Origin of the sequence: Amycolatopsis silviterrae, from assembly GCF_042684085.1 — a bacterium.
Lineage (GTDB): Bacteria > Actinomycetota > Actinomycetes > Mycobacteriales > Pseudonocardiaceae > Amycolatopsis > Amycolatopsis silviterrae.
Genome location: NZ_JBHUKS010000023.1, coordinates 84,416 through 103,433 on the forward strand (window position 1 = coordinate 84,416; position 19,018 = coordinate 103,433).

At 69.8% G+C, this 19,018-nt stretch carries 14 protein-coding genes; 6 read left to right on the plus strand and 8 right to left on the minus strand.

Translation table 11 applies throughout. From position 1 onward, the window contains the following. Positions 1 to 6 precede the first annotated feature (6 nt). The 4 genes from ACFSVL_RS28745 to ACFSVL_RS28760 all read right to left on the minus strand — a co-directional run bounded on the left by ACFSVL_RS28745 (position 7) and on the right by ACFSVL_RS28760 (position 5,882). Positions 7 to 645 (minus strand): hypothetical protein, encoded by a 639-nt coding sequence (locus ACFSVL_RS28745; protein ID WP_378308683.1) that lies wholly within the window; start codon positions 643 to 645, stop codon positions 7 to 9. Between the two features lie 51 nt (positions 646 to 696). After that, positions 697 to 3,594: a leucine--tRNA ligase gene (leuS, locus tag ACFSVL_RS28750; protein WP_378308684.1), complete on the minus strand. Its 2,898-nt coding sequence runs from the start codon at positions 3,592 to 3,594 to the stop codon at positions 697 to 699. A 158-nt stretch (positions 3,595 to 3,752) separates the two neighbouring features. Further along, positions 3,753 to 4,922, minus strand: a complete 1,170-nt coding sequence (locus tag ACFSVL_RS28755; RefSeq protein WP_378308685.1) for an esterase-like activity of phytase family protein — start codon at positions 4,920 to 4,922, stop codon at positions 3,753 to 3,755. Between the two features lie 63 nt (positions 4,923 to 4,985). Continuing rightward, positions 4,986 to 5,882: an Abi family protein gene (locus tag ACFSVL_RS28760; RefSeq protein WP_378308686.1), complete on the minus strand. Its 897-nt coding sequence runs from the start codon at positions 5,880 to 5,882 to the stop codon at positions 4,986 to 4,988. 216 nt (positions 5,883 to 6,098) lie between these two features. Between ACFSVL_RS28760 and ACFSVL_RS28765 the strand changes: the two genes are divergently transcribed. Continuing rightward, the gene (locus ACFSVL_RS28765) at positions 6,099 to 6,518 is read left to right on the plus strand and encodes an SdpI family protein (protein WP_378308687.1); all 420 of its coding nucleotides are present in this window, start codon (positions 6,099 to 6,101) and stop codon (positions 6,516 to 6,518) included. On the opposite strand, the gene ACFSVL_RS28770 is transcribed toward ACFSVL_RS28765, so the two are convergent. Continuing rightward, on the minus strand, positions 6,515 to 7,096 hold the full coding sequence (locus ACFSVL_RS28770; RefSeq protein ID WP_378308688.1) for a YqgE/AlgH family protein: 582 nt from the start codon (positions 7,094 to 7,096) through the stop codon (positions 6,515 to 6,517). The genes ACFSVL_RS28765 and ACFSVL_RS28770 overlap by 4 nt on opposite strands. Positions 7,097 to 7,905: 809 nt before the next feature. Here ACFSVL_RS28770 and ACFSVL_RS28775 point away from each other — a divergent pair. From ACFSVL_RS28775 to ACFSVL_RS28795, 5 genes are all read left to right on the plus strand, one after another. Continuing rightward, the gene (locus ACFSVL_RS28775; protein ID WP_378308689.1) at positions 7,906 to 9,231 is read left to right on the plus strand and encodes an MFS transporter; all 1,326 of its coding nucleotides are present in this window, start codon (positions 7,906 to 7,908) and stop codon (positions 9,229 to 9,231) included. 80 nt (positions 9,232 to 9,311) lie between these two features. Next, positions 9,312 to 9,614 (plus strand): hypothetical protein, encoded by a 303-nt coding sequence (locus ACFSVL_RS28780; protein ID WP_378308690.1) that lies wholly within the window; start codon positions 9,312 to 9,314, stop codon positions 9,612 to 9,614. Positions 9,615 to 9,634: 20 nt separating this feature from the next. Continuing rightward, on the plus strand, positions 9,635 to 11,005 hold the full coding sequence (locus tag ACFSVL_RS28785) for a TNT domain-containing protein (protein WP_378308691.1): 1,371 nt from the start codon (positions 9,635 to 9,637) through the stop codon (positions 11,003 to 11,005). After that, on the plus strand, positions 11,006 to 13,234 hold the full coding sequence (locus ACFSVL_RS28790; protein WP_378308692.1) for an ADP-ribosylglycohydrolase family protein: 2,229 nt from the start codon (positions 11,006 to 11,008) through the stop codon (positions 13,232 to 13,234). 124 nt (positions 13,235 to 13,358) lie between these two features. Then, positions 13,359 to 15,251, plus strand: coding sequence for a TNT domain-containing protein (locus tag ACFSVL_RS28795; RefSeq protein ID WP_378308693.1), 1,893 nt, complete (start codon positions 13,359 to 13,361; stop codon positions 15,249 to 15,251). On the opposite strand, the gene ACFSVL_RS28800 is transcribed toward ACFSVL_RS28795, so the two are convergent. From ACFSVL_RS28800 to ACFSVL_RS28810, 3 genes are all read right to left on the minus strand, one after another. Then, complete coding sequence (locus ACFSVL_RS28800; RefSeq protein ID WP_449224389.1) at positions 15,246 to 16,058, minus strand: class I SAM-dependent methyltransferase; 813 nt, start codon at positions 16,056 to 16,058, stop codon at positions 15,246 to 15,248. The genes ACFSVL_RS28795 and ACFSVL_RS28800 overlap by 6 nt on opposite strands. Further along, complete coding sequence (locus ACFSVL_RS28805; RefSeq protein ID WP_378308695.1) at positions 16,055 to 17,380, minus strand: sensor histidine kinase; 1,326 nt, start codon at positions 17,378 to 17,380, stop codon at positions 16,055 to 16,057. Before ACFSVL_RS28805 ends, ACFSVL_RS28800 begins: the two co-directional genes overlap by 4 nt. A 104-nt stretch (positions 17,381 to 17,484) precedes the next feature. Further along, positions 17,485 to 18,936, minus strand: coding sequence for a CCA tRNA nucleotidyltransferase (locus ACFSVL_RS28810; RefSeq protein ID WP_378308696.1), 1,452 nt, complete (start codon positions 18,934 to 18,936; stop codon positions 17,485 to 17,487). Positions 18,937 to 19,018: the final 82 nt, after the last annotated feature.

Below are 19,018 nucleotides of genomic sequence, written 5' to 3' on the forward strand. Positions count from 1 at the left end.
CCCGGGTCAGCCGGCCAGCGAGCCGCCGCCGGGGTCGACCGTGTTCAGGTAGTCCTCGGCGGCCTTCCGCGCGTCCGGACAGAACTGCTGAGCGGTCTGGCGATCGACGTCGAGGCTGTCGCCGGGGACCGGGCCCCTGCCCGCTTCGGTGCCGACCCGGACGGTGACGACCTGCGGCGAGCCGGTGTTCACCGCGACCACGCAGCCGTATCCCTGGAGCTGGGAAACCGCGTAGTAGCGGTCCAGCACGAGCATCCGGCGGAAGTGGTGGACGCTGTAGTCGTAGACCTTCCACCAGCCGGGCCACGGCTCCGGGATGCGCTGGTCCGGGTCCATCGAGCCGACCTCGACCTGCGTACCCGCGGACCGCTTCAGGACGCACGCCTTGGCATACGGGTTGTACATCGGCGAACTGCCGCCGAGGGCGCCTACCAACGCCGGGTTCTTTTCGAACTGCGAACAGTCGCCAGGGAACAGCTTCGGCCTGCTCGTGATGACCGGCAGCGTGTCGTAGGCGATCGAATCCGCTGGCAGCCGCGGCGCGGGTTTCCCCGGTGGCGGAGCAGGCGCGACGGCGCACCCGGAAAGCACTGCCGCCACCGCGACAGCGATCCCGGTGACCGCGGTGATCGCTCGGTTACGCACGGAAAGCACAGTACCGGCCCGGGCACACCGCCCGGGCCGGAACGAGCTTTTTCAGAGCACGATGTTGACCAGCCGGCCCGGCACGACGATCACCTTGCGCGGCGTCTTGTCGCCGACCAGCGCGGCGATCTTCTCGTCGGCCAGCGCGGCCGCCTGCACCGCGTCGTTCTTCGCGTCGGCGGGCACGGTGATCCGCGAGCGGACCTTGCCGTTGACCTGGATCGGGTACTCGACCGAGTCCTCGACCAGGTACTTCTCGTCCACGACCGGGAACGGCCCGTGCACCAGCGAGTCGGCGTGGCCCATCCGGTGCCACAGCTCCTCGGCGACGTGCGGGGCCAGCGGGGCCAGCAGCAGCACCAGCGGTTCGGCCAGCTCGCGCGGGGTCGCCGCGGCCGAGCCGTACACCTTGGTCAGGTGGTTGTTCAGCTCGATCAGCTTCGCGCCCGCGGTGTTGAACCGCATCTCCGCGTAGTCCTCGCGGACGCCGGCGATGGTGCGGTGCACCAGCTTCCGGTCCGCCTCGGTCGCCTCGTCCGCCGAAACCCGCAGCTCACCGGTCTGCTCGTCGACCACCAGCCGCCACAGCCGCTGCAGGAACCGGTGCGCGCCGACGACGTCCTTCGTCGCCCACGGCCGCGACATGTCCAGCGGGCCCATCGACATCTCGTACACGCGGAAGGTGTCCGCGCCGTAGGTGTCCGACATTTCGTCCGGCGTCACGGCGTTCTTCAGGCTCTTGCCCATTTTGCCGTATTCCTGCTTGACCTCTTCGTCGCCGAAGAAGAACTTGCCGTCGCGCTCGACGACGTCCTCAGCAGGCACGTACACGCCGCGCTTGTCGGTGTAGGCGAACGCCTCGATGTAGCCCTGGTTGAACAGGCGGCGGTACGGCTCCTTCGAGGACACGTGGCCCAGGTCGTACAGCACCTTGTGCCAGAAGCGGGAGTACAGCAGGTGCAGCACCGCGTGCTCGACGCCGCCGACGTACAGGTCGACGCCGCCCGGGTCGTCCCCGCCGTGCTCGGCCGGGCGCGGGCCCAGCCAGTACGCCTCGTTCTCCGGCGCGCAGAACACGTCCTGGCTCGCCGGGTCGACGTAGCGCAGCTGGTACCAGCAGGAACCGGCCCACTGCGGCATGACGTTGGTGTCGCGGCGGTACTTCTTCGGCCCGTCGCCCAGGTCCAGGGTGACCTCGACCCAGTCCTTCGCGCGCGACAGCGGCGGCGACGGCTCGGAGTCGGCGTCGTCCGGGTCGAAGGTCTTCGGCGAGTAGTCGTCGACCTCCGGCAGCACGACCGGCAGCTGGTCCTCGGGCAGCGCGATCGGCAGGTTGTTCTCGTCGTAGACGATCGGGAACGGCTCGCCCCAGTAGCGCTGGCGGGCGAACAGCCAGTCGCGCAGCTTGTACTGCACGGTGCCCTCGCCCGCGCCGCGGTCCTCCAGCCAGGCGATGATCGTCTTCTTGGCGTCGGCGACGCCCATGCCGTCCAGGCTCACCGAATCGTTGGCCGAGTTGATCGCCGGGCCGTCGCCGGTGAACGCCTCGCCCTCGAAGCCCTCGCCGGGGTCGACCGTGCGGACGATCTCCAGCTCGAACTTCTTGGCGAAGTCGTAGTCGCGCTGGTCTTGCGCGGGCACCGCCATGATCGCGCCGGTGCCGTAGCCCATCAGCACGTAGTCGCCGACGAAGACCGGGATTTCCTTGCCGTTGACCGGGTTCACCGCGTAGGTGCCGGTGAAGACACCGGTCTTCTCCTTGTTTTCCTGCCGGTCCAAATCGGACTTGCGGGAGGCGGCGGCCCGGTACGCGGCGATGGCCTCGGCGGGCGTCTTCGCGCCGCCGGTCCAGCTTTCCGGGTGCTCGCCCGGCCACTGCTTCGCGGTCAGCTTCTCGACCAGCGGATGCTCCGGCGCGATCACCATGTAGGTGGCGCCGAACAGGGTGTCCGGACGGGTGGTGAAGACCTCGATCTTCTCGTCACCCGCGGCGAACGAGACGCGCGCGCCCTGCGAGCGGCCGACCCAGTTGCGCTGCATGGACTTGACCTTCTCCGGCCAGTCCAGCAGGTCCAGGTCGTCGACCAGGCGGTCGGCGTACGCGGTGATCCGCATCATCCACTGGCGCAGGCTCTTGCGGAACACCGGGAAGTTGCCGCGGTCGCTGCGCCCGTCCGCGGTCACCTCCTCGTTCGCGACGACGGTGCCCAGGCCGGGCGCCCAGTTGACCGGAGCCTCGGAGATGTAGACCAGCCGGTGGTCGTCGATGATCTTGCGCTGCTCGACGCCGCTCAGCTCAACCCACGGACGGCCGTCCGGCGTCGCCCGCTCACCCGCGGCGTACGCCTTCTCCAGCTCGTCGATCGGGCGCGCCTTGCGGGCGTCCTCGTCGTAGTAGGAGTTGAAGATCTGCAGGAAGATCCACTGGGTCCAGCGGTAGTAGTCCGGGTCGATCGTCTCGATCGAGCGGCGCTCGTCGTGGCCCAAGCCCAGCCGCTTCAGCTGACGGCGCATGGTGGCGATGTTCTGCTCGGTCGTGGTGCGCGGATGCGTGCCGGTCTGCACCGCGTACTGCTCGGCGGGCAGGCCGAACGCGTCGTAGCCCAGCGTGTGCAGCACGTTCCGGCCGATCATCCGGTGGTAGCGCGCGTAGACGTCGGTGCCGATGTAGCCCAGCGGGTGCCCGACGTGCAGGCCGGAACCGGACGGGTACGGGAACATGTCCTGCACGAACAGCTTGTCCGAAGGCACCGGCTCACCCGGGTCCGCGAGCGGGCCCACCGGGTTCGGCGCGTGGTAGGTGCCGTGGTCGGACCAGTGGTCCTGCCAGCGCTGCTCGATCTGCCCGGCCAGCTCCGCGGTGTAGCGGAACGGCGGGGTGTGCTCGGCGTCCGTGCGCTGCTGCTGCGCGGCCTCCGCCGTGGCCCCGGTGTCCGTGGACCCTGTCATCGCCGTCTTCCTCCGTGTCGAGCCACTCCAGAAACAACTCGACCCCCCAAGCCCGAAGGCATGAGGGGTCGCCGCGCCGAGCCGGTCATCGGACCAGGTCAGCGCGGCAGGCCAAGGAGCAGCCGAGCCGTGTTCATGCACTCATCGTAACGCGCTGGTCAAAGCCGTTCCGACGGGACCGCCAAAGCGACGAGCTGGGTCACCTGGGACGCGGAGAAGTTGTTGTCGCTGACGAGCACGAGACTGCGCTCGCCGGACGGCAGCGGCGGGCCCCAGGTCATCCCCTCGATGTTGTCCACAGTGGACACCGGAAGGTCGGAAAGGTCGGCGAGCAGCTTCTTCTTCACCGGCTTGACCTGCTTGGCGGCGGCCAGGGACGCGGTGTGGAGGACATTCGTCGCACCGGTGGTGTCGATCTCGAAGATGCGCACCTTGTTGCCGACGCCGGTGACGAACGACCGCTCCATCATCAGGAATTTCGTCGGATCGGCCTGGTTCACCGCGAGCATCGAGGAAACCCCGGTGTCGGCGAACCCGTCGGCGGGCTTCGGCGCGGCGAAGAGCTTCTCCTGCGGGTACGCGTACTGCGCGAGCACGTGCCCGAACCGGGACTGCACGGTGATCCGCGACAGCGCCCCCGACGTCGGCGTGGGCGGCGGGCCGTCTTGCAGCAGCGGGGCCTCGACCTCGCTGGCCAGCAGCGTGCCGAACCCGGTGTAGGCGAGCCCTTCGAGGACGTAGTTGCGGCGCGGACCAGCGTCCGGCGTCATCCGCTCGTTGGCGGGCAGCGGCAGGTCACGCACGTAGTGCCCGTCGCGCTTGGCTTCGCGGATCGACGGCTGGATCAGGTGCTGGTCCGCGAGCCGGTCGCCTTCCTGCGACCAGACGTAATGCCCGGTCCACGGGTCGACGCGCAGTTCCTCGGGGTCGATCGTCTGCTCGCTCTGCGGCGCGGCCGGGTCGTTCTTCGCCAGCGGCGGGTACGGCGTGCCGTCCGGGCGCAGCAGCGGATGTGTGCCGGTGAAAGTGACCGGTCCCACGCCCTTGGCGCTGACGTCGAACTTCGCGGTGTAGAAGCGGGCCGGGTTGATCGCGGACCGGTCGTCGCTGACGAAGACGTACCCGCCGGTGCGCGGATCGAAGTCGACTGAGGACAGCCCGCCGACGGTCGTGCCCTGGAACTGCAGGTTGTGCGGCACCCGCTGCTCCCCGAGCAGCCGGACGGGACGCGGCGAGGCAGCAGTGGCGTTCCCGGTTCCCGGAACGAGCAAGGACAAGGTGACGATCCCGGCGGCGGCGAGCAGCCGGTGTCGCGTGGACGAAGACATGGCCCGTAGCACAGCCGACGAGGGTATCCGGGACATTGCCGCGAGGTCACGCTTATCGGTTGGTTACCGCCAGAGGGGATATGAATCCCATTGGTCAGGGACCCCCATCGCACCGGGGCTCGCCCCAGCGTCGCGCGGGAAGGTGCGTATGACCGCAGGCAGCCCGCGCATGCTCGCTCCCACCGTGTGCGAACTCAAGTGCTGCATAAGCGTGAGCATCGCGAAGGTGGTCCCTTTCGCCGAATCGATCGCGTCGAAAGACTTGTCGCGATCTCCGTGGGGAAGCTTCGGCGTGAGCGAATAGTAGCGATTGTAGAACCGTCCGTGATGCGCGCAGACGTTGCGGACTATGTTCAGAGCACGCAACCAGGACTTCAGTTGCGGAGCACTGAGCCGGAACCGCTGTGCGACCTGCTCCCGCACGCCGGACGGCGCGAAGCTGTACAGATAAGAGAGACCTCCCCAATCGAGGACGTCGGTCGCGACCCAGATCGGGATGACCCCGCCTCGCTTCTCGCGGTGATGGACGATGAACTCCTCGCGGGAGTCGGCGACTTTCCGGTCGAGGTTCTCCAGCCACCGTGGGTAGGCCCTCGGATGGTCGATCGACAGCAGCTCACGTTTCCGGTGGATCATCGGGTCCACCGAGCCCAGCGAGTAGGCCAGCAACGCACGGAGGTATGTCTCGACGTGCTGGATGGCAGCGAAGGCGGCAGAACGGAGTCGATGATCGAACTCCCACAGTGCGCGAACCTGCGTTATAGACGTTCCGGGGAAGAACCGATCGGTCCGGCTGCCATCCGAGGCCGTCATCCGAAACGGGTAGGAGTAGCCACTCAAGGTGTAGTACCCCGCGCGTTCCAGCAGGGCCAGCGCCGCAGCATCGTCGTCGATACGCATGCCACGCTCTTTGAGCAGTTCAAGCTGCTTCTCGTAGGTGCAGTGCGGCTTGGGTTCCATACGCTAGGTCTGTTCCACCCCTGAAATGAAAAGACCGGCCCTGGACCCCGAAGGGCGGAACCGGTCGTGATGCGATCATGGTACCACGCCGAACCGGCAACTGTGGACCCAGACGCAGGGTGCCAACCCCTCATCATCTGGACGAAGACATGGCCCGTAGCACAGCCGACGAGGGTATCCGGGACATTGCCGCGAGGTCACGCTTATCCTCAAGGGGTGTTCGCTATCGCGCTCGTCCCGATCGTCCTTGGTGTCGTCGTCGGCTGGGGTGGTTTCCTCGGCGTGCGCGGACGGCTGAGCAGGGCAGGCGGGGCCGGAGTCCGGACCGAAGCCTCGATGCGCAGCGAAGAGGCGTTCCAGCTCGCCAACCGGGTAGCCGGAATCCCGACGCTGGCCGGCGGCGCGGCCGCGGTCGTCTGCGGACTGGCCGGACTCGCCATCCCCGCCACCGCGGGCTTGGTGGCCGCCGCGATCGTCGGACTGCTCGGCCTGCTGGTGATGGTGGTCGCCGGTGCCCGGATGGGTGCGCGAGCCGCCCTCACGGTGCCCGCCCCCGTGCAGGCTCCCGCCGGTTGCAGCGGCTGCGCGTGCGGGGCTGGCGGCTGCGGAGTGTTGCAGAAGTCCAGCGAGGCCTAATTCCGCTGCAAGTCCCCAGGATGGGTAGCCAGCAACGCGAGCGGCACCCCCTGGCGGCGCAGCACCTGCCCCCAGAGATCCCGGCTGGGCGGCGCGAGAATGTCGCTGGGCAGCGCCGGAACGATCACCCAGTCCTCCCGCTCGATCTCACCCGCGAGCTGCCCCGAGTCCCACCCGGCGTACCCCGCGAACACCCGTACGCCGCGCACCTTCGACACCAGCACTTCGGGATCGCTGTCCAGATCGACCAGCGCCACCGGCCCCCGCACGGCAACCACGCCCGGCACACTCGACGCGGTCTCCCCAGTCCGCAAAGCGGCGAGGCATAGCGCGGTCTTCTTGTCGACCGGCCCGCCCACGAAGACCGACTGCGGCTCCGCGACATGCGCGCCCCACCCCGGCAGGACGTCATTCACCGGAACATCGGACGGGCGATTCAAGACCACCCCGAGCGTGCCCTCCGCCCGATGATCGATCACGAACACCACGGTCCGCTTGAAGTTCGGGTCGAACATCGTGGGTGCGGCGACCAGGAGCGTTCCCGGTTCAACCTCGGCGTCCGCTGGCACGCCACCCATGATCCCATCACCCGCCGCGGGAAATCCTCCCGGCACGGGAACACCAGCACCACGCGCCCCGTTGAGAACAGTGAGCCGGCGCACTCGTGTCCCCCGGGCTCACTGAAGAACCGCCTTTGTGGAATACCGGTCCGGCCGGAGCCACACTGCGCCAAGCCGCCGAGAGGCGAAACGAGTGCGCCGGTGTCGGCTCTTCCTGTTCGGTGCGTTCCGCACCTTCCCCTCGCCACCGGCGCCGAGTGCCCGGGGGGCCGAGCCCCCCGGACCCCCGCGGTGCCTTTTGGTGCGGGTTCGGGGTGGGGCGGGGGCGGGGCCCCCTTTGGCTTTCAAGCAATCGCTGCTTCATCCCGCGGCGGACAGCCCTGCGTGTTCCCTCGCGCCCGTCTCCGGCAACGCCTCGTCGCTTAAGGACGCTTCGCCCGCGCGCTGGACGTGAGGCGTGCACTCCTGCCCCGACGACCATCTCCGCCCCTCGCCCCTCGCCCTAGCCGCGCGCCCTCGCCCCTCGCCCCTCGCCGAGCGTCGCGCTGGGCTTGGGGCGTGCGCATCTCAAGGGCGGCCGCTTTTCGGCGTGGGCTGCGGCTCAACTAACCACAGAGCATCAGAAGCGCACGCTTCAAGACGCCCGAGGGAAACGGCTGGCGGTTCTTTTTATGGCTTGGCGGTGTCTCTGTGCGGGGTGGCTCGTCTTTTCGGCTTCTTTTGGCTGGTTGGGTCTTGGGGTGCAGGTCTTCTCGTCGGCTTGCGGTTGGGGCGGGGCAGGTTCTGTTTTCTCCGGGATTGTCAGGGGGGCTCGGTAGGGTTGCGGGGTGGAGGCGGTGGGGGAGCGGGGCGAGGCTCGGCGGCTGGTCCGGCAGCTGGTTCGGGATCCGTTGTTTCGGCGGTTGCTGTGCACGCGGTTCGCGGCGCAGTGGGGCGACGGCGTCTTTCGGGCCGGGTTGGCCGGGGCGGTCTTGTTCAATCCCGAGCGGGCGGCTGATCCGCTGGCCATCGCGGAGGGGTTCGCGGCCTTGCTGCTGCCGTATTCGCTGGTGGGGCCGTTCGCGGGGGCATTGCTCGACCGGTGGGACCGACGGCGGGTGCTCGTGTCCGCCAATCTCGTGCGGGCGGTGGCGATCGTGGCGTCGGTCGTCGCGGTGGGGGCTGGGGTGGGCGGCATCGGGCTGTTCTCGCTGGCCTTGCTCGCCGAGGGGATCAGCCGGTTTATCGGGTCTGGGCTATCCGCTGCGTTGCCGCACGTCGTGGAGCCGAAAGCGGTGGTTTCCGGGAACGCGGTGGCGGCCACGCTCGGGTCAGCGATCGCGGTCGTCGGGGGCGGGTGCGCGATCGGGTTGCGGGCGGTGTTCGGGTCGGGCGACATCGGGTCGGCGGAGACGACGGCGTTCGCGGCGGTCGGGGCGTTGTTATCGGCTTTCCTCGCGCATCGGTTCGCGAAGGGGGTGCTGGGGCCGACTGTCGTGGACGAGCCCACGAATCCTGTGGTGGCCGTCGCGCGGGGGCTTGCGGACGGGGCCAGGCACGCGTGGCGGGCGCCTAGTGTCACGGCGGGGTTCATCGCGTTGTTCGCGCATCGGGCGGCGTATGGGATTTCGTTGCTGGTCAGCGTGTTGCTGATGCGCAATTACTTCACTGACGACGGGATCCTCCGCGCCGGGCTCCCCGGGCTTGGGCAGCTGGTCGCGTGCGCGGGGGCGGGCATCCTCGTCGCGGGCCTGGTGACCGCGCGGCTGATCCGCTCGATCGGGCGCGTTCGGACGGTGCTGGGGGCGTTGCTCCTGGCCGCGGTCACACAGGCGACATTGGGGTTGCCGATGCTCCTGCCGCTGGCCTTGGTCGCGTCGTTCCTGGTCATGGGGACCGGGCAGGTGCTGAAGCTGTCCGTCGACTCATCAGTACAGCTCGACGTCGCGGACGAGGCTCGCGGGCGGGTCTTCGCGCTCTACGACACGCTGTTCAACATCACCCAGGTCGTGGCGGTCGCGATCGCGGCGGTGTTCGTCAAGGACAACGGATATTCGCCGGAGCTGATGGTCGTCGCGACCGTGCTGTACCTGCTGGGTGGGGCCGGATATCTGCTGGCCCGCCGACGCCGTGGCGATTCGCTGCCGCAAACCGTTGAACCCAAACGGGGGTAGTTACTCACCGTCTGGCATTAGGGTGATCTGTGACCCGGTCGAGTTAATCTCGGCACGCGCAACCGACACGGGGGGCCACCGTGAGCACCATCGGCGACGACCGTGCCCGTCTCGACGCCGCTCCAGCTGTCCTGACCTCGCCTGACGGGCTGGTCCGCGCGACCGCCGGGCCGGCCGGCACGCTCGGTCGCCTCGAATTCGCGCCGGACGCGTTCGAGCGGACGACGCCCGCGCAGCTCGCGTTGACCGTCCAGGCGCTCGTGCAGCACCTGAGCGACGTCCCCGAACCGCAGCACACCTCGCAGATGCCTGCCCCGCGGCCGACCCCGCGCCGCGTCCGTCCGCGCGGACCCGTTCCGCAGAACCGCCGTCGCGGGTCCTGATGCCGTCCGCTCCGGACGGGATGATTCACGTGGAACCAACGAGTACCGGACAGGAGGCGCTCGTCGAGATCGGTCGGCTGCTCCGGGCGCACCGGGCCGATCCGGACGCGACGGCCGGCCTCGGGTTCGCCCAGCTCGGCGACCATTTCGAGGTGCAGGCACGCAACACCGTCGCGACTCCGGAGGTCGTCCAGCGGCTCACCTCGTTGCGTGCCGAGATGTACCAGCAGGGTCGCGGCACCTGGGTTCAGGCGCGCTACGTGCTCACCCCGGACGGCGCGTTCGACTTCGACTACTTCGTCGACACCGAGCCGCCCTGGACGACGCCGCCTGATTCGAGCGCCTACCTCGCCGAACTCAATACTTTCCCGCGCGACGACGAGCACCTTCCCGACTGGTGGCGGCTGCACGTCGGCCTTCCGCTCGGCGTGGTTTTCCGGCACGCGACCACCGGGACCCGCGAACCGCTGCCGGAGGACGAACTGCCGCTCGTGCTCCGCTATCTCGAACGCGAGGCCGAGGTCGGCCAGGGACACCGCACCGACGGCACGTGGATCTGGCCGGTCGAGGTCGCCGAGCAGCTGCGCGAACACGGGATAGCGCCCGAGCCCGAACTCCTCCAGCACATCCGTGACCTGGGCTTTCACCCGCCGTACGTCGAGCACCTGGTGCGCCGCACCGCGGAAGCCGACCTCGCCGGGAGACCGCGGCCAAGACCCACCGCGGACGACCTCCACCGGACCGCCGCGGACGTCGCCGCCGAGCGGGAAACCAACCCGGACCCGGTCCTGTCCGACGCCGAACTGCTGGCCTGCCTCGGCCACCGGCTCGACTCGTTCGGCGTGTGGCCCGACGTCCGCTGCCTCGGCGGCCGGGAGGCCGGAAAATGGAGCCTCTACCAGGGCAAAGCCGGTTGGACAGTGGCCGCGCCGGACGGCCATGAGCAGACCTTCGCCCGGCTGGACGACGCCGCTCAGCAACTCCTTGGCGCGCTGCTGCTGCATCCCGCCCGTGCGACCGGCGGCCGCGAGACACCGCTGGAAACGGCGCGGGAGGTCGCCGACTGGCCGGTCCAGCCCGCGCCGGGTGACCCTCCCCTCACGCTGCTGCGGAACAAGAGACTCACTCGGTTGGCGGAAGGTACCGTCGTTCTGCGATTCGGCGAAGAACCCGGCAACCTGGTCCACCACCAGGCGGTACGGTTCGCGACGACGTCCCTGCCACTCGAACGGGAGCGGATGACCAGCACTTTCCGCCTCCGAAGATCACTCCACGTGATCATCGGGATGACGGTGCCCTGGGCGAACCTTCCCGGCGGCGCGGTGGCGTACGTCTTGCCCAAGCCGATCGCGGAGCACGAGTCCGACGGAAGCCTGGAGAGGATCGAGTAGGTGGAAGCGGCGGAAGCGGTAGACAAGGTCGGGAAGTGGTTGCGCGCCGTGCACGGCCCCGAGGTCTCCGGGCCGGGCGGCCTCCGGGTCGACCACGACCGCGTGCTACGGGTCCCCGAAGGCTGGTCGATCCCCTACAACACCGTCGCGTTCCTCGACGACGGCCGTCCGGACAAAGAACTGTTCCCCGCTCCCTCGGTGCTCGTGCGCGAGCCGGACGGCGAACTGCGGCAAGCGCATCCGCATCCGGGCGGGCTCAGCACCCCGGTCGCGTACCCGGGCCAGGAAAGCTGGCGCGAGGTCGTCGACCCGGAGTACGCGAAGGCCGGGCTCGGCGAGCTCGGCGTGCCGCTGCCCGCGGTCGCGGGCTGGGTGAAGGTCGACAACGACGGCCACCAGACCGGGGACGAACGCGAGAATCCGCAGTACAAGGCCGGTCCGATCCGGCGCGGCTACCCGAAGCCGGACAACCCGCTCGAAACCCTCCTCGCCTTCGCGAGCGTCGGCTGGCTCTCGCGCGAACAGCTGCTGATCGGGCTGCTGCGCTGCGAGGTCTTCGTGCCGTTCGACCTCAAAACCGGTGCGACCGACCGCTTCTACTTCTCCGAGGAACGCAACGAGCTGCGCGTTTTCAGCTCGACCCGGCATCTGCCCGCCCGCGAGCACGCCTGGTGGCGCGTCGATCTGGCGACGCTCGCCGAGTTCGAGCATCCGCCGAACCTGGTGATCAACGGCGGCCCCGCGACCTTCGAGGACGTCGCGGGGGCCGAGCTGACCGCGATCGCGAAGCGGTTCCCCCGCCAGGAGCCGAGGGTCGACGAGAACGGCCGCTGCCCGGAGATCGAGGAAAACCTGGAGAAGCTCGCCGTCGACACCGCCGCCCGGATCGGGCTGGACAAGCCGGTCGACGTGCCGAAGGCGGCCGCGGAACGCGCGCGGCGGCACGGTTTCGAGCTGACCGCCGACGAATGCCGCAAGACCGTCCTCGGCCGGTCGTGGCTGCGCAGGCTCGAACAGCCGGAGCCGAGCCGCTCCCGGCCGAACGACCTGCGCGCCAACGGTCTCGTGCCGTCCTGGGACAACGAGGGCCGGATGGTCCCGAAGCTCGACACGTTCGGCAAGTACCCCGAGGTCAGCCTGGAGAACTTCCGCTACGGCTGGCAGCGGGTCGTCGGCGCGTGGGTCGGATTCGCGCTCGGCGAGGCGCTCGGGTCGGCCGTGGACCGGATGCGGCTGGACGAGATCGTCTCGACCTACGGCCCGGACGGCGTCCGCGAACTGCCGCTCGCGTTCGACCAGCCCGGCCGGATCGGCTCGATGACGCAGCGGCTGCTGTTCCTCACCGAGGCGGTGATCCGCAGCCCGCACCGCGAACAGCCGGAGTCGCGCGACGTCGAGAAGCAGTTCCCCGGCGTGGTCCGCGGCGCGCTCGGCCGCTGGCTGCACACGCAGGGCGCGGCGATCCAGAACGCCGACGGTTTTCTCGTGAAGGTGCCCGAACTGCACGCCCGGCGCGCCATCGACGACGCCGAACTCAACGCCTACCACTCGCTGGTCACCGGCGATCCGCAAGCCGCGCCGATGTCCGGCCCGGCCGCGCTGGTCGGCGCGCTGCCCGCGGTGCTGACCGCGGCCGGCCCGGGCACCGGGTTCAGCGGCGGCATCAGCCAGGTCGTGCGCGATCTGGCCGGCGTGACCCATCAGCCGGACGACGTGGCCGCGGCGACGTATCTGGCGTGGGTGTTCGAGAAGGCGCTCACGAAGGACTCGTTCAGCTATCCGGTGTGGAACCTGTCCCGCGAGGTGCTCGAAGAGCACGACGGGCCCGAGTGGGGACCGGTGCGCGACCTGGTCGCGGAATCGGTGCCGTTCTTCGGCGAGCACGGCCTGCCGGATCTGCGCATGCCGGAGCTGATCGGCGACGGCCACAGCACGCTGTCCGTACTCGGCCGTTCGTTCGCCGCGCTGTCCGGCTTCGAGAACTATCCGGAACAGGCCATGCTGCGCGCGGTCAACCACTCCGGCCGCAGCGCGCTCACCGGTGCGTTGACCGGCGCGCTGCTCGGCGCGCGAGTGGGCGTTCCCGGGCTGCCCCGAAAGTGGCTTGAGCAGCTGGAACTGCACCACCTGATCGAACAGGTGGCCACCGACGCGCTGTGGCATTTCGACCGGCATTCGGCACGGAACGCGCTCGGCGACGCCTGGGTTCAGCGCTACCCGCGGCACTGATCGGTCACTCAGACGGGTATTTGTGGGCGCACATTCTCCCGGTGCCGGTGACCGATGGTCCCGCCGTGACACGGTCAGATAAGTTCGTTGCGGCTACACGGGGGACTTCGGGGAGGAACCAGACGTGCGGTACCGGGTGGAATCGGGAGAACGCCCAGACGGCCTGTACGCAACACTCGACGATCGCACCTTCGCGGCGCAGCGCTCCACCACCGACGGCACACTGCTGCTGACGGTCGTGGGCGACGAGGAAGCGCCCGAGGGCTTCGACCGCGAACACGAGGGCCGGCTGGCCAGGGTCGTGCTCGCGAACGAGGTGCCAGCGACGTTCGACCTGCGTACTTACGTCGAATACGACGACGAACTGTTCGAGGTCGCGCCAGGCGACCAGCCGAACCTGACGCTGCGCTGGACGCGGCACGATCCGGCCCGCGCGGCGCAGCTCGGGCTCACCGACTTCTCGGTGACCGTCCCGGGCAAGCAGCTCACCGGGCTGTGGCTGACGCGGCACGACTACGGCGAGCCGAAGGCCGAGACCGAGGGCGGCGACCAGACGCGGATCCTGCGCGGGATCGGCCGCACGCTGCGCCAGGTGCCCGGCGGATGGACGCGGGTCGCGGCGCAGTTCCGGCAGGTCGGCGACTACTCCGAGCTGGAGGTTCGCGCAGTCGGCGACGAGAACGGCCCGGTTTCGGTGTCGCTGCCCGGCACGCCGCAGCTGAGCACGCTGTTCACCCAGCTGCGCGCGGCGATGTACCAGGCGGAAACCGGCACCTGGTTTCAGGGCACCTTCACCCTGGACGCCGATTCGCAGTTCGATTTCGACTTCGACGCCGACCAGGAGCCGGACTGGCGGCTGCCGCCCAACGACGGCGGCGATCCCGCCCGCGAGTCCTACCTGGTGGAGCTGACCCGCTTCCCCCGGCCGGACAAGCATCTGCCGGACTGGCTCGGCGCGAAGGCCGGGCTGCCGCTGAGTGTCGGCTTCCGCCAGGCGCGGCCGGTCGACGGGCACAACGAGGGCGAGCGGCCCGTGGTGAACCGCCCGCCGGTGCCGCCGGACCAGATCCGCGGCGTGCTCGACTACCTGTTCCGCTCGCCCGTCGTGCTGCACCGGCCCGCGCCGCAGCCGGACATCTTCGCGCCCGGCGCGCCGCCGGACGTACCGCAGGCGTTCCACACCGACGGCACCTGGATCTGGCCCGCCGCCGTACCGCATTACCTGCGCAAATACGGGGTCCCGCCGGAGCCGGAGCTGGTCGAGCACATCCGCGCCGCCGGGTTCCGGCCGCCGATCGTGCGCGATCTGGTCCGCGCGACCGCCGAGGCGGACGTGCTCGGCAAACCGCGCCCGGGGCGTACCGAGGCCGACATCCCGGACGACAGCCAACTCGCCCGCGCGGTCCGCGGCGAGCCGGTCCGCGCGCTTCGCGGAGCCGAGACGCTGGCGCTGCTACAGCAACGGCTCGTCGAGCACGGCGTGCCGTCGTCGGCTTACCGGATCGGCGCGGACGAGGTGCCCGCCGAAGGCGTGTGGACGTTGCGCCGCGCGGAAAACGGCTGGGAGGTGTCTCGTCCGCCCGCGGTCGAACCGGTGGCATTCGCCACCCTTGCCGACGCGGCCCGGTTCCTCCTCGGCACGCTGCTGATGCTGCCGCCGCAGGCCCCGGACGAATCCGATCAGCCCGCGGACTGGCCGATCCTGCCGATGCGCGGCGAGCCGCCGTTGTCGTTCTACCGCGGCAAGCGGATCGTCGCGCTGCCCGCCGGCACCACGGTGGTCCGGTTCGGACCCGAGGCCGGGAACCTGGTGCACGCGAATTCGGTGCGGTTCCTCGAAACCTCGCTGACGCCGGACCGCGAACGCGACCGGCACGAGTACCGCGTGCAGCGCACGATCCGGGTGCTCACCGGGGTCACCACGCCGTGGGGGCAGCAGCCGGGCGGAGCCACGGCGTACCTGCTGCCGCGGCCGATCGCCCAGCACCTCGAACAGGGAGCGCTGTCCCGGTTATGACGCGGTGATCAGCACCGCGGGCGACCACCAGTAGTCCGCGAGCGGTTCCACGGTCACGTCGGCGAACCCGGCGGCTTCGAGCTGCCGGGTCCAGTGCGCGGCCGGGTGTTCCCAGTTCGTCCTTGCCGTACCGGCGGCGACGCCGAGCAGAACGGGCAGCAGAAACCCTTGCGCCACCAGGGAAGCCTGCTCGCCGTATTCGGCGACGCCGCGTTCGTACCGCTGCGCGAGCGACTCCAGGTCGGCGGTGTCCGGCACGTCGAATTCGGCCAGCACCAACCGTTCCGTCCGCGGCCGCAGCGCGCTCAGCACTTCGGCGCGGGCAGCGGGCTCGATCGACTGCAGCGCGAACGTCGACTGCGTGAGGTTCCACGTGGAACCATCCGCGGCGAGAAAGTCCTGTGCGGTCAACGAAAACCGGCGCGCACCAGGGACTTCGACGTCCGCGAGCAGCGCCTCGGACGGCTCCACGAGGTCGATCCGCTCCGGCCGGAACGCGGCGGCAGCCAGCGCCGGTTCGATCGCCAGCCCGTCGCCGCACCCGAGATCCAGCAGCGCGGCCGGCCGCCAGGAGTCGTACCGCGCAGCCAGTTCCTCGCTCAACCGCCGGTACAACCCGACGTTCCCGCCGCCCCGGATGAACGCGGTGAACGCCGCCGGCTGGTCGTACACCGGACCGCTCGGACCCGCCGCGAGATACGTCGCCAGCTCGGCTCCCAACGGAGTTCCGGTCGCGGCGGCAAGCGCACCCGCCCGCTCGACCTCCCCGTCCCGATACGCCGCCAGCGCGCCAGCCACCCCGCTCACAGCGGCACCCACAACGTCACCCGCGTTCCGCTGCCCGGGCTCGATTCCACCAGCGACGTGCCGCCGACCTCGGACAGCCGCGCGGTGATCGACTCGCTGATGCCAAACCCGGCAGGCCGTTCGTGCGGGCTGAACCCGGTGCCGTGATCGCGGGTGATCACCGCGATGCCTCCGTTGCGTTCCTCCACGCGCACCACCACCTTGTCCGTCTCCGCGTGTTTCATCGTGTTGCGCATCGCTTCGCGCACCGCGTCGCGGATCGCGATCTGCCGGACCTCCGACAACGTGTCGTCGTCCAGTTCGGCGATCACCAGCTGTGCCCGCAGCCCGTCGCGCGCCATCTCCGCGGCCAGCGCCGCGAGCTTCTCGCCGAGCGGCCGCGCGCCCTCTTCCTCCCGCTGGGCGGCCGCCGCCTCGATCGTCTGCCGCAGCTCGATCGCCTGCGCGCGAGCCAGCCGCTGCACCTCGACCAGCCGCTGATCCGATCCGCCGGGACCGCCGAGCGCGATCGCCTCCAGCGTCTGCAGCACCGTGTCGTGCAGCATCCGATGCTGGCGCGCGCGTTCGGCGAGCCGCCCGTTGCGGATCCCGTACGCCAGCGCCAGCCGGATCCCGAGGCCGAGCAGGATCAGCGCGCCGACCGCGGTGAACAGGACGCCGAACATCGTCGGGTACAGCGACGCGGCCTGCGCGAAATCGAACGTGCCGTGGTTGAGCAGATCCGACACCAGCCGCACCGGCAGGCTGAGCACCGCCAGCCCGAGCCCGGACGGGATGCCGACGGCGAGCGTGAGGAGGGCGATGCTGCCGAGCAGGTGTTTATCCGCGACGCCGAGCGCGTCGTGGAACACCGCCGGCGACACCGTCGCGCCGATGAACAGCTCGAACAAGACCGTGGCGACCAGGTCGATCAGCAGCAGCCGCGCCGCGAGATCGCTGCGGAACGGAGCCCGGCGCATCATCCAGAACAGGCCGAACGCGCTCAGCGCCATCGAGCACGCGGTGACGATCGCGACCGACGCCAGCCCGGCCGAGCCGTGGTTGACCGTGTAGGTGGCGAACGTCCCCGGCACCGCCACCAGGCGATAGGCGAGCGGCACCAGCACCACGTACCGCGCCGCGCGCAGCAGCAATCCGTCGTGGTGGCGCTCGTCGACCGGACCGGCCATCCGCGAGATCCGCTGCAGCGCGCGCACCGGGGTGGGGTCGCCGATCTCATCGGTCAGCCCGGTCGGCGCGGTGGCCAGCGCGGGGGTGCCGCGCCGCAGCAACATCACGAGAAAGCTGGCACTTCGCCGGTCCTCGCCGTGCTGCCGCGTCATCGATCCCCCTGTTCTCTTCGAGACAGGGAGTATCGCGGGTGCCCGGTGGATGATCCAGAGGCCAAAGGGGGATCGTGGCGAACCTGCGATCCCGAGTTCATTTCTTAGGCCTGTTCGCCCGAGCCCAGTCCTTCCGCCGCCGCCCACTTCTTCAGCTCGGCGACCGCCTCGTCGTGGTCCAGCGGACCGCGGTCGAGCCGCAGTTCCTTGAGGAACTTCCAGGCCCGGCCGACCTGCGGGCCCGGCGGGAGGCCGAGCAGCCGCATGATCTCGTTGCCGTCGAGGTCCGGGCGGACCCGGTCGAGGTCCTCCTGCTCCTTGATCCGCTCGATGCGGGCCTCGAGGTCGTCGTAAGTCGCCTGCAGCGCGGCCGCCTTGCGCTTGTTGCGCGTGGTCGAATCGGCGCGGACGAGCTTGTGCAGCCGGGTCAGCAGGTCGCCGGCGTCGGTGACGTAGCGGCGGACCGCCGAATCGGTCCACTCGCCGCCGCCGTACCCGTGAAACCGCAGGTGGAGGAACACAAGCTGGGAAACCTGCTCGATGATTTCCTTCGAGTACTTCAGCGCCCGCAAACGTTTGCGGGTCATCCGCGCGCCGACCACCTCGTGGTGGTGGAAGCTCACGCCGCCGCCGGGGGTGAACTCCCGGGTGGCCGGCTTGCCGATGTCGTGCAGCAGCGCGGCCAGCCGCAGCACGAGGTCCGGCTCGCTGGCAGGCTCGTGCGATTTCTCCAGCGCGATCGCCTGCGCGAGCACGGTGAGCGAATGCTGGTAGACGTCCTTGTGCTGGTGGTGCTCGTCGATCGCCAGCCGCATCCCGGGCAGCTCGGGCAGCACCCGGTCCGCGAGCCCGGTGTCGACGAGCAGTTCGAGGCCCGGCCGCGGGTCGGGGGCCAGCATCAGCTTCGACAGCTCGGTCTGCACCCGCTCGGCGGTGATCCGGTCGATCTCCTCGGACATCGACGTCATCGCCTCGACCACGCGCGGCGCGGCGGTGAAGCCGAGCTGCGCGGAGAACCGGGCAGCGCGCATCATCCGCAGCGGGTCGTCGGCGAACGACTCCTGCGGCAGCGCCGGCGTGTCGAGCACCTTCAGCCGGAGCGCGTCCATGCCGTCGTGCGGGTCGATGAACGTCTTCCCCACCAGGTCGATCGCCATCGCGTTGACGGTGAAGTCGCGGCGGAGCAGATCGCCCTCGATGGTGTCGCCGAAGGTCACCTCGGGGTTGCGGCCGACGCGGTCGTAGCTGTCCGCGCGGAACGTGGTGATCTCCAGCGTCGTGCCGTTCTTGGTGACGCCGACGGTGCCGAACGCGATGCCGACGTCCCAGACCGCGTCGCCCCATTCGCTCACGATCTGCAGCACCCGATCGGGGCGCGCGTCGGTGGTGAAGTCGAGGTCGTTCGACAGCCTGCCGAGCAGCGCGTCGCGCACGCTGCCGCCGACCAGGTACAAGCTGTGGCCCGCGCGCGCGAACCGCTCGGCCAGCTCATCGGCCAAAGGGGACACTCGCATCAGTTCCGTCACCGCGTTCTGCTGGGCGACCAGGTTGTTCACTCGAATCCCACCACGAAAATGGCGCCGACACCTCGGGCGCCGCCGGACACGGACACGGAGAGCCAGAGTACCCGGGCGACCG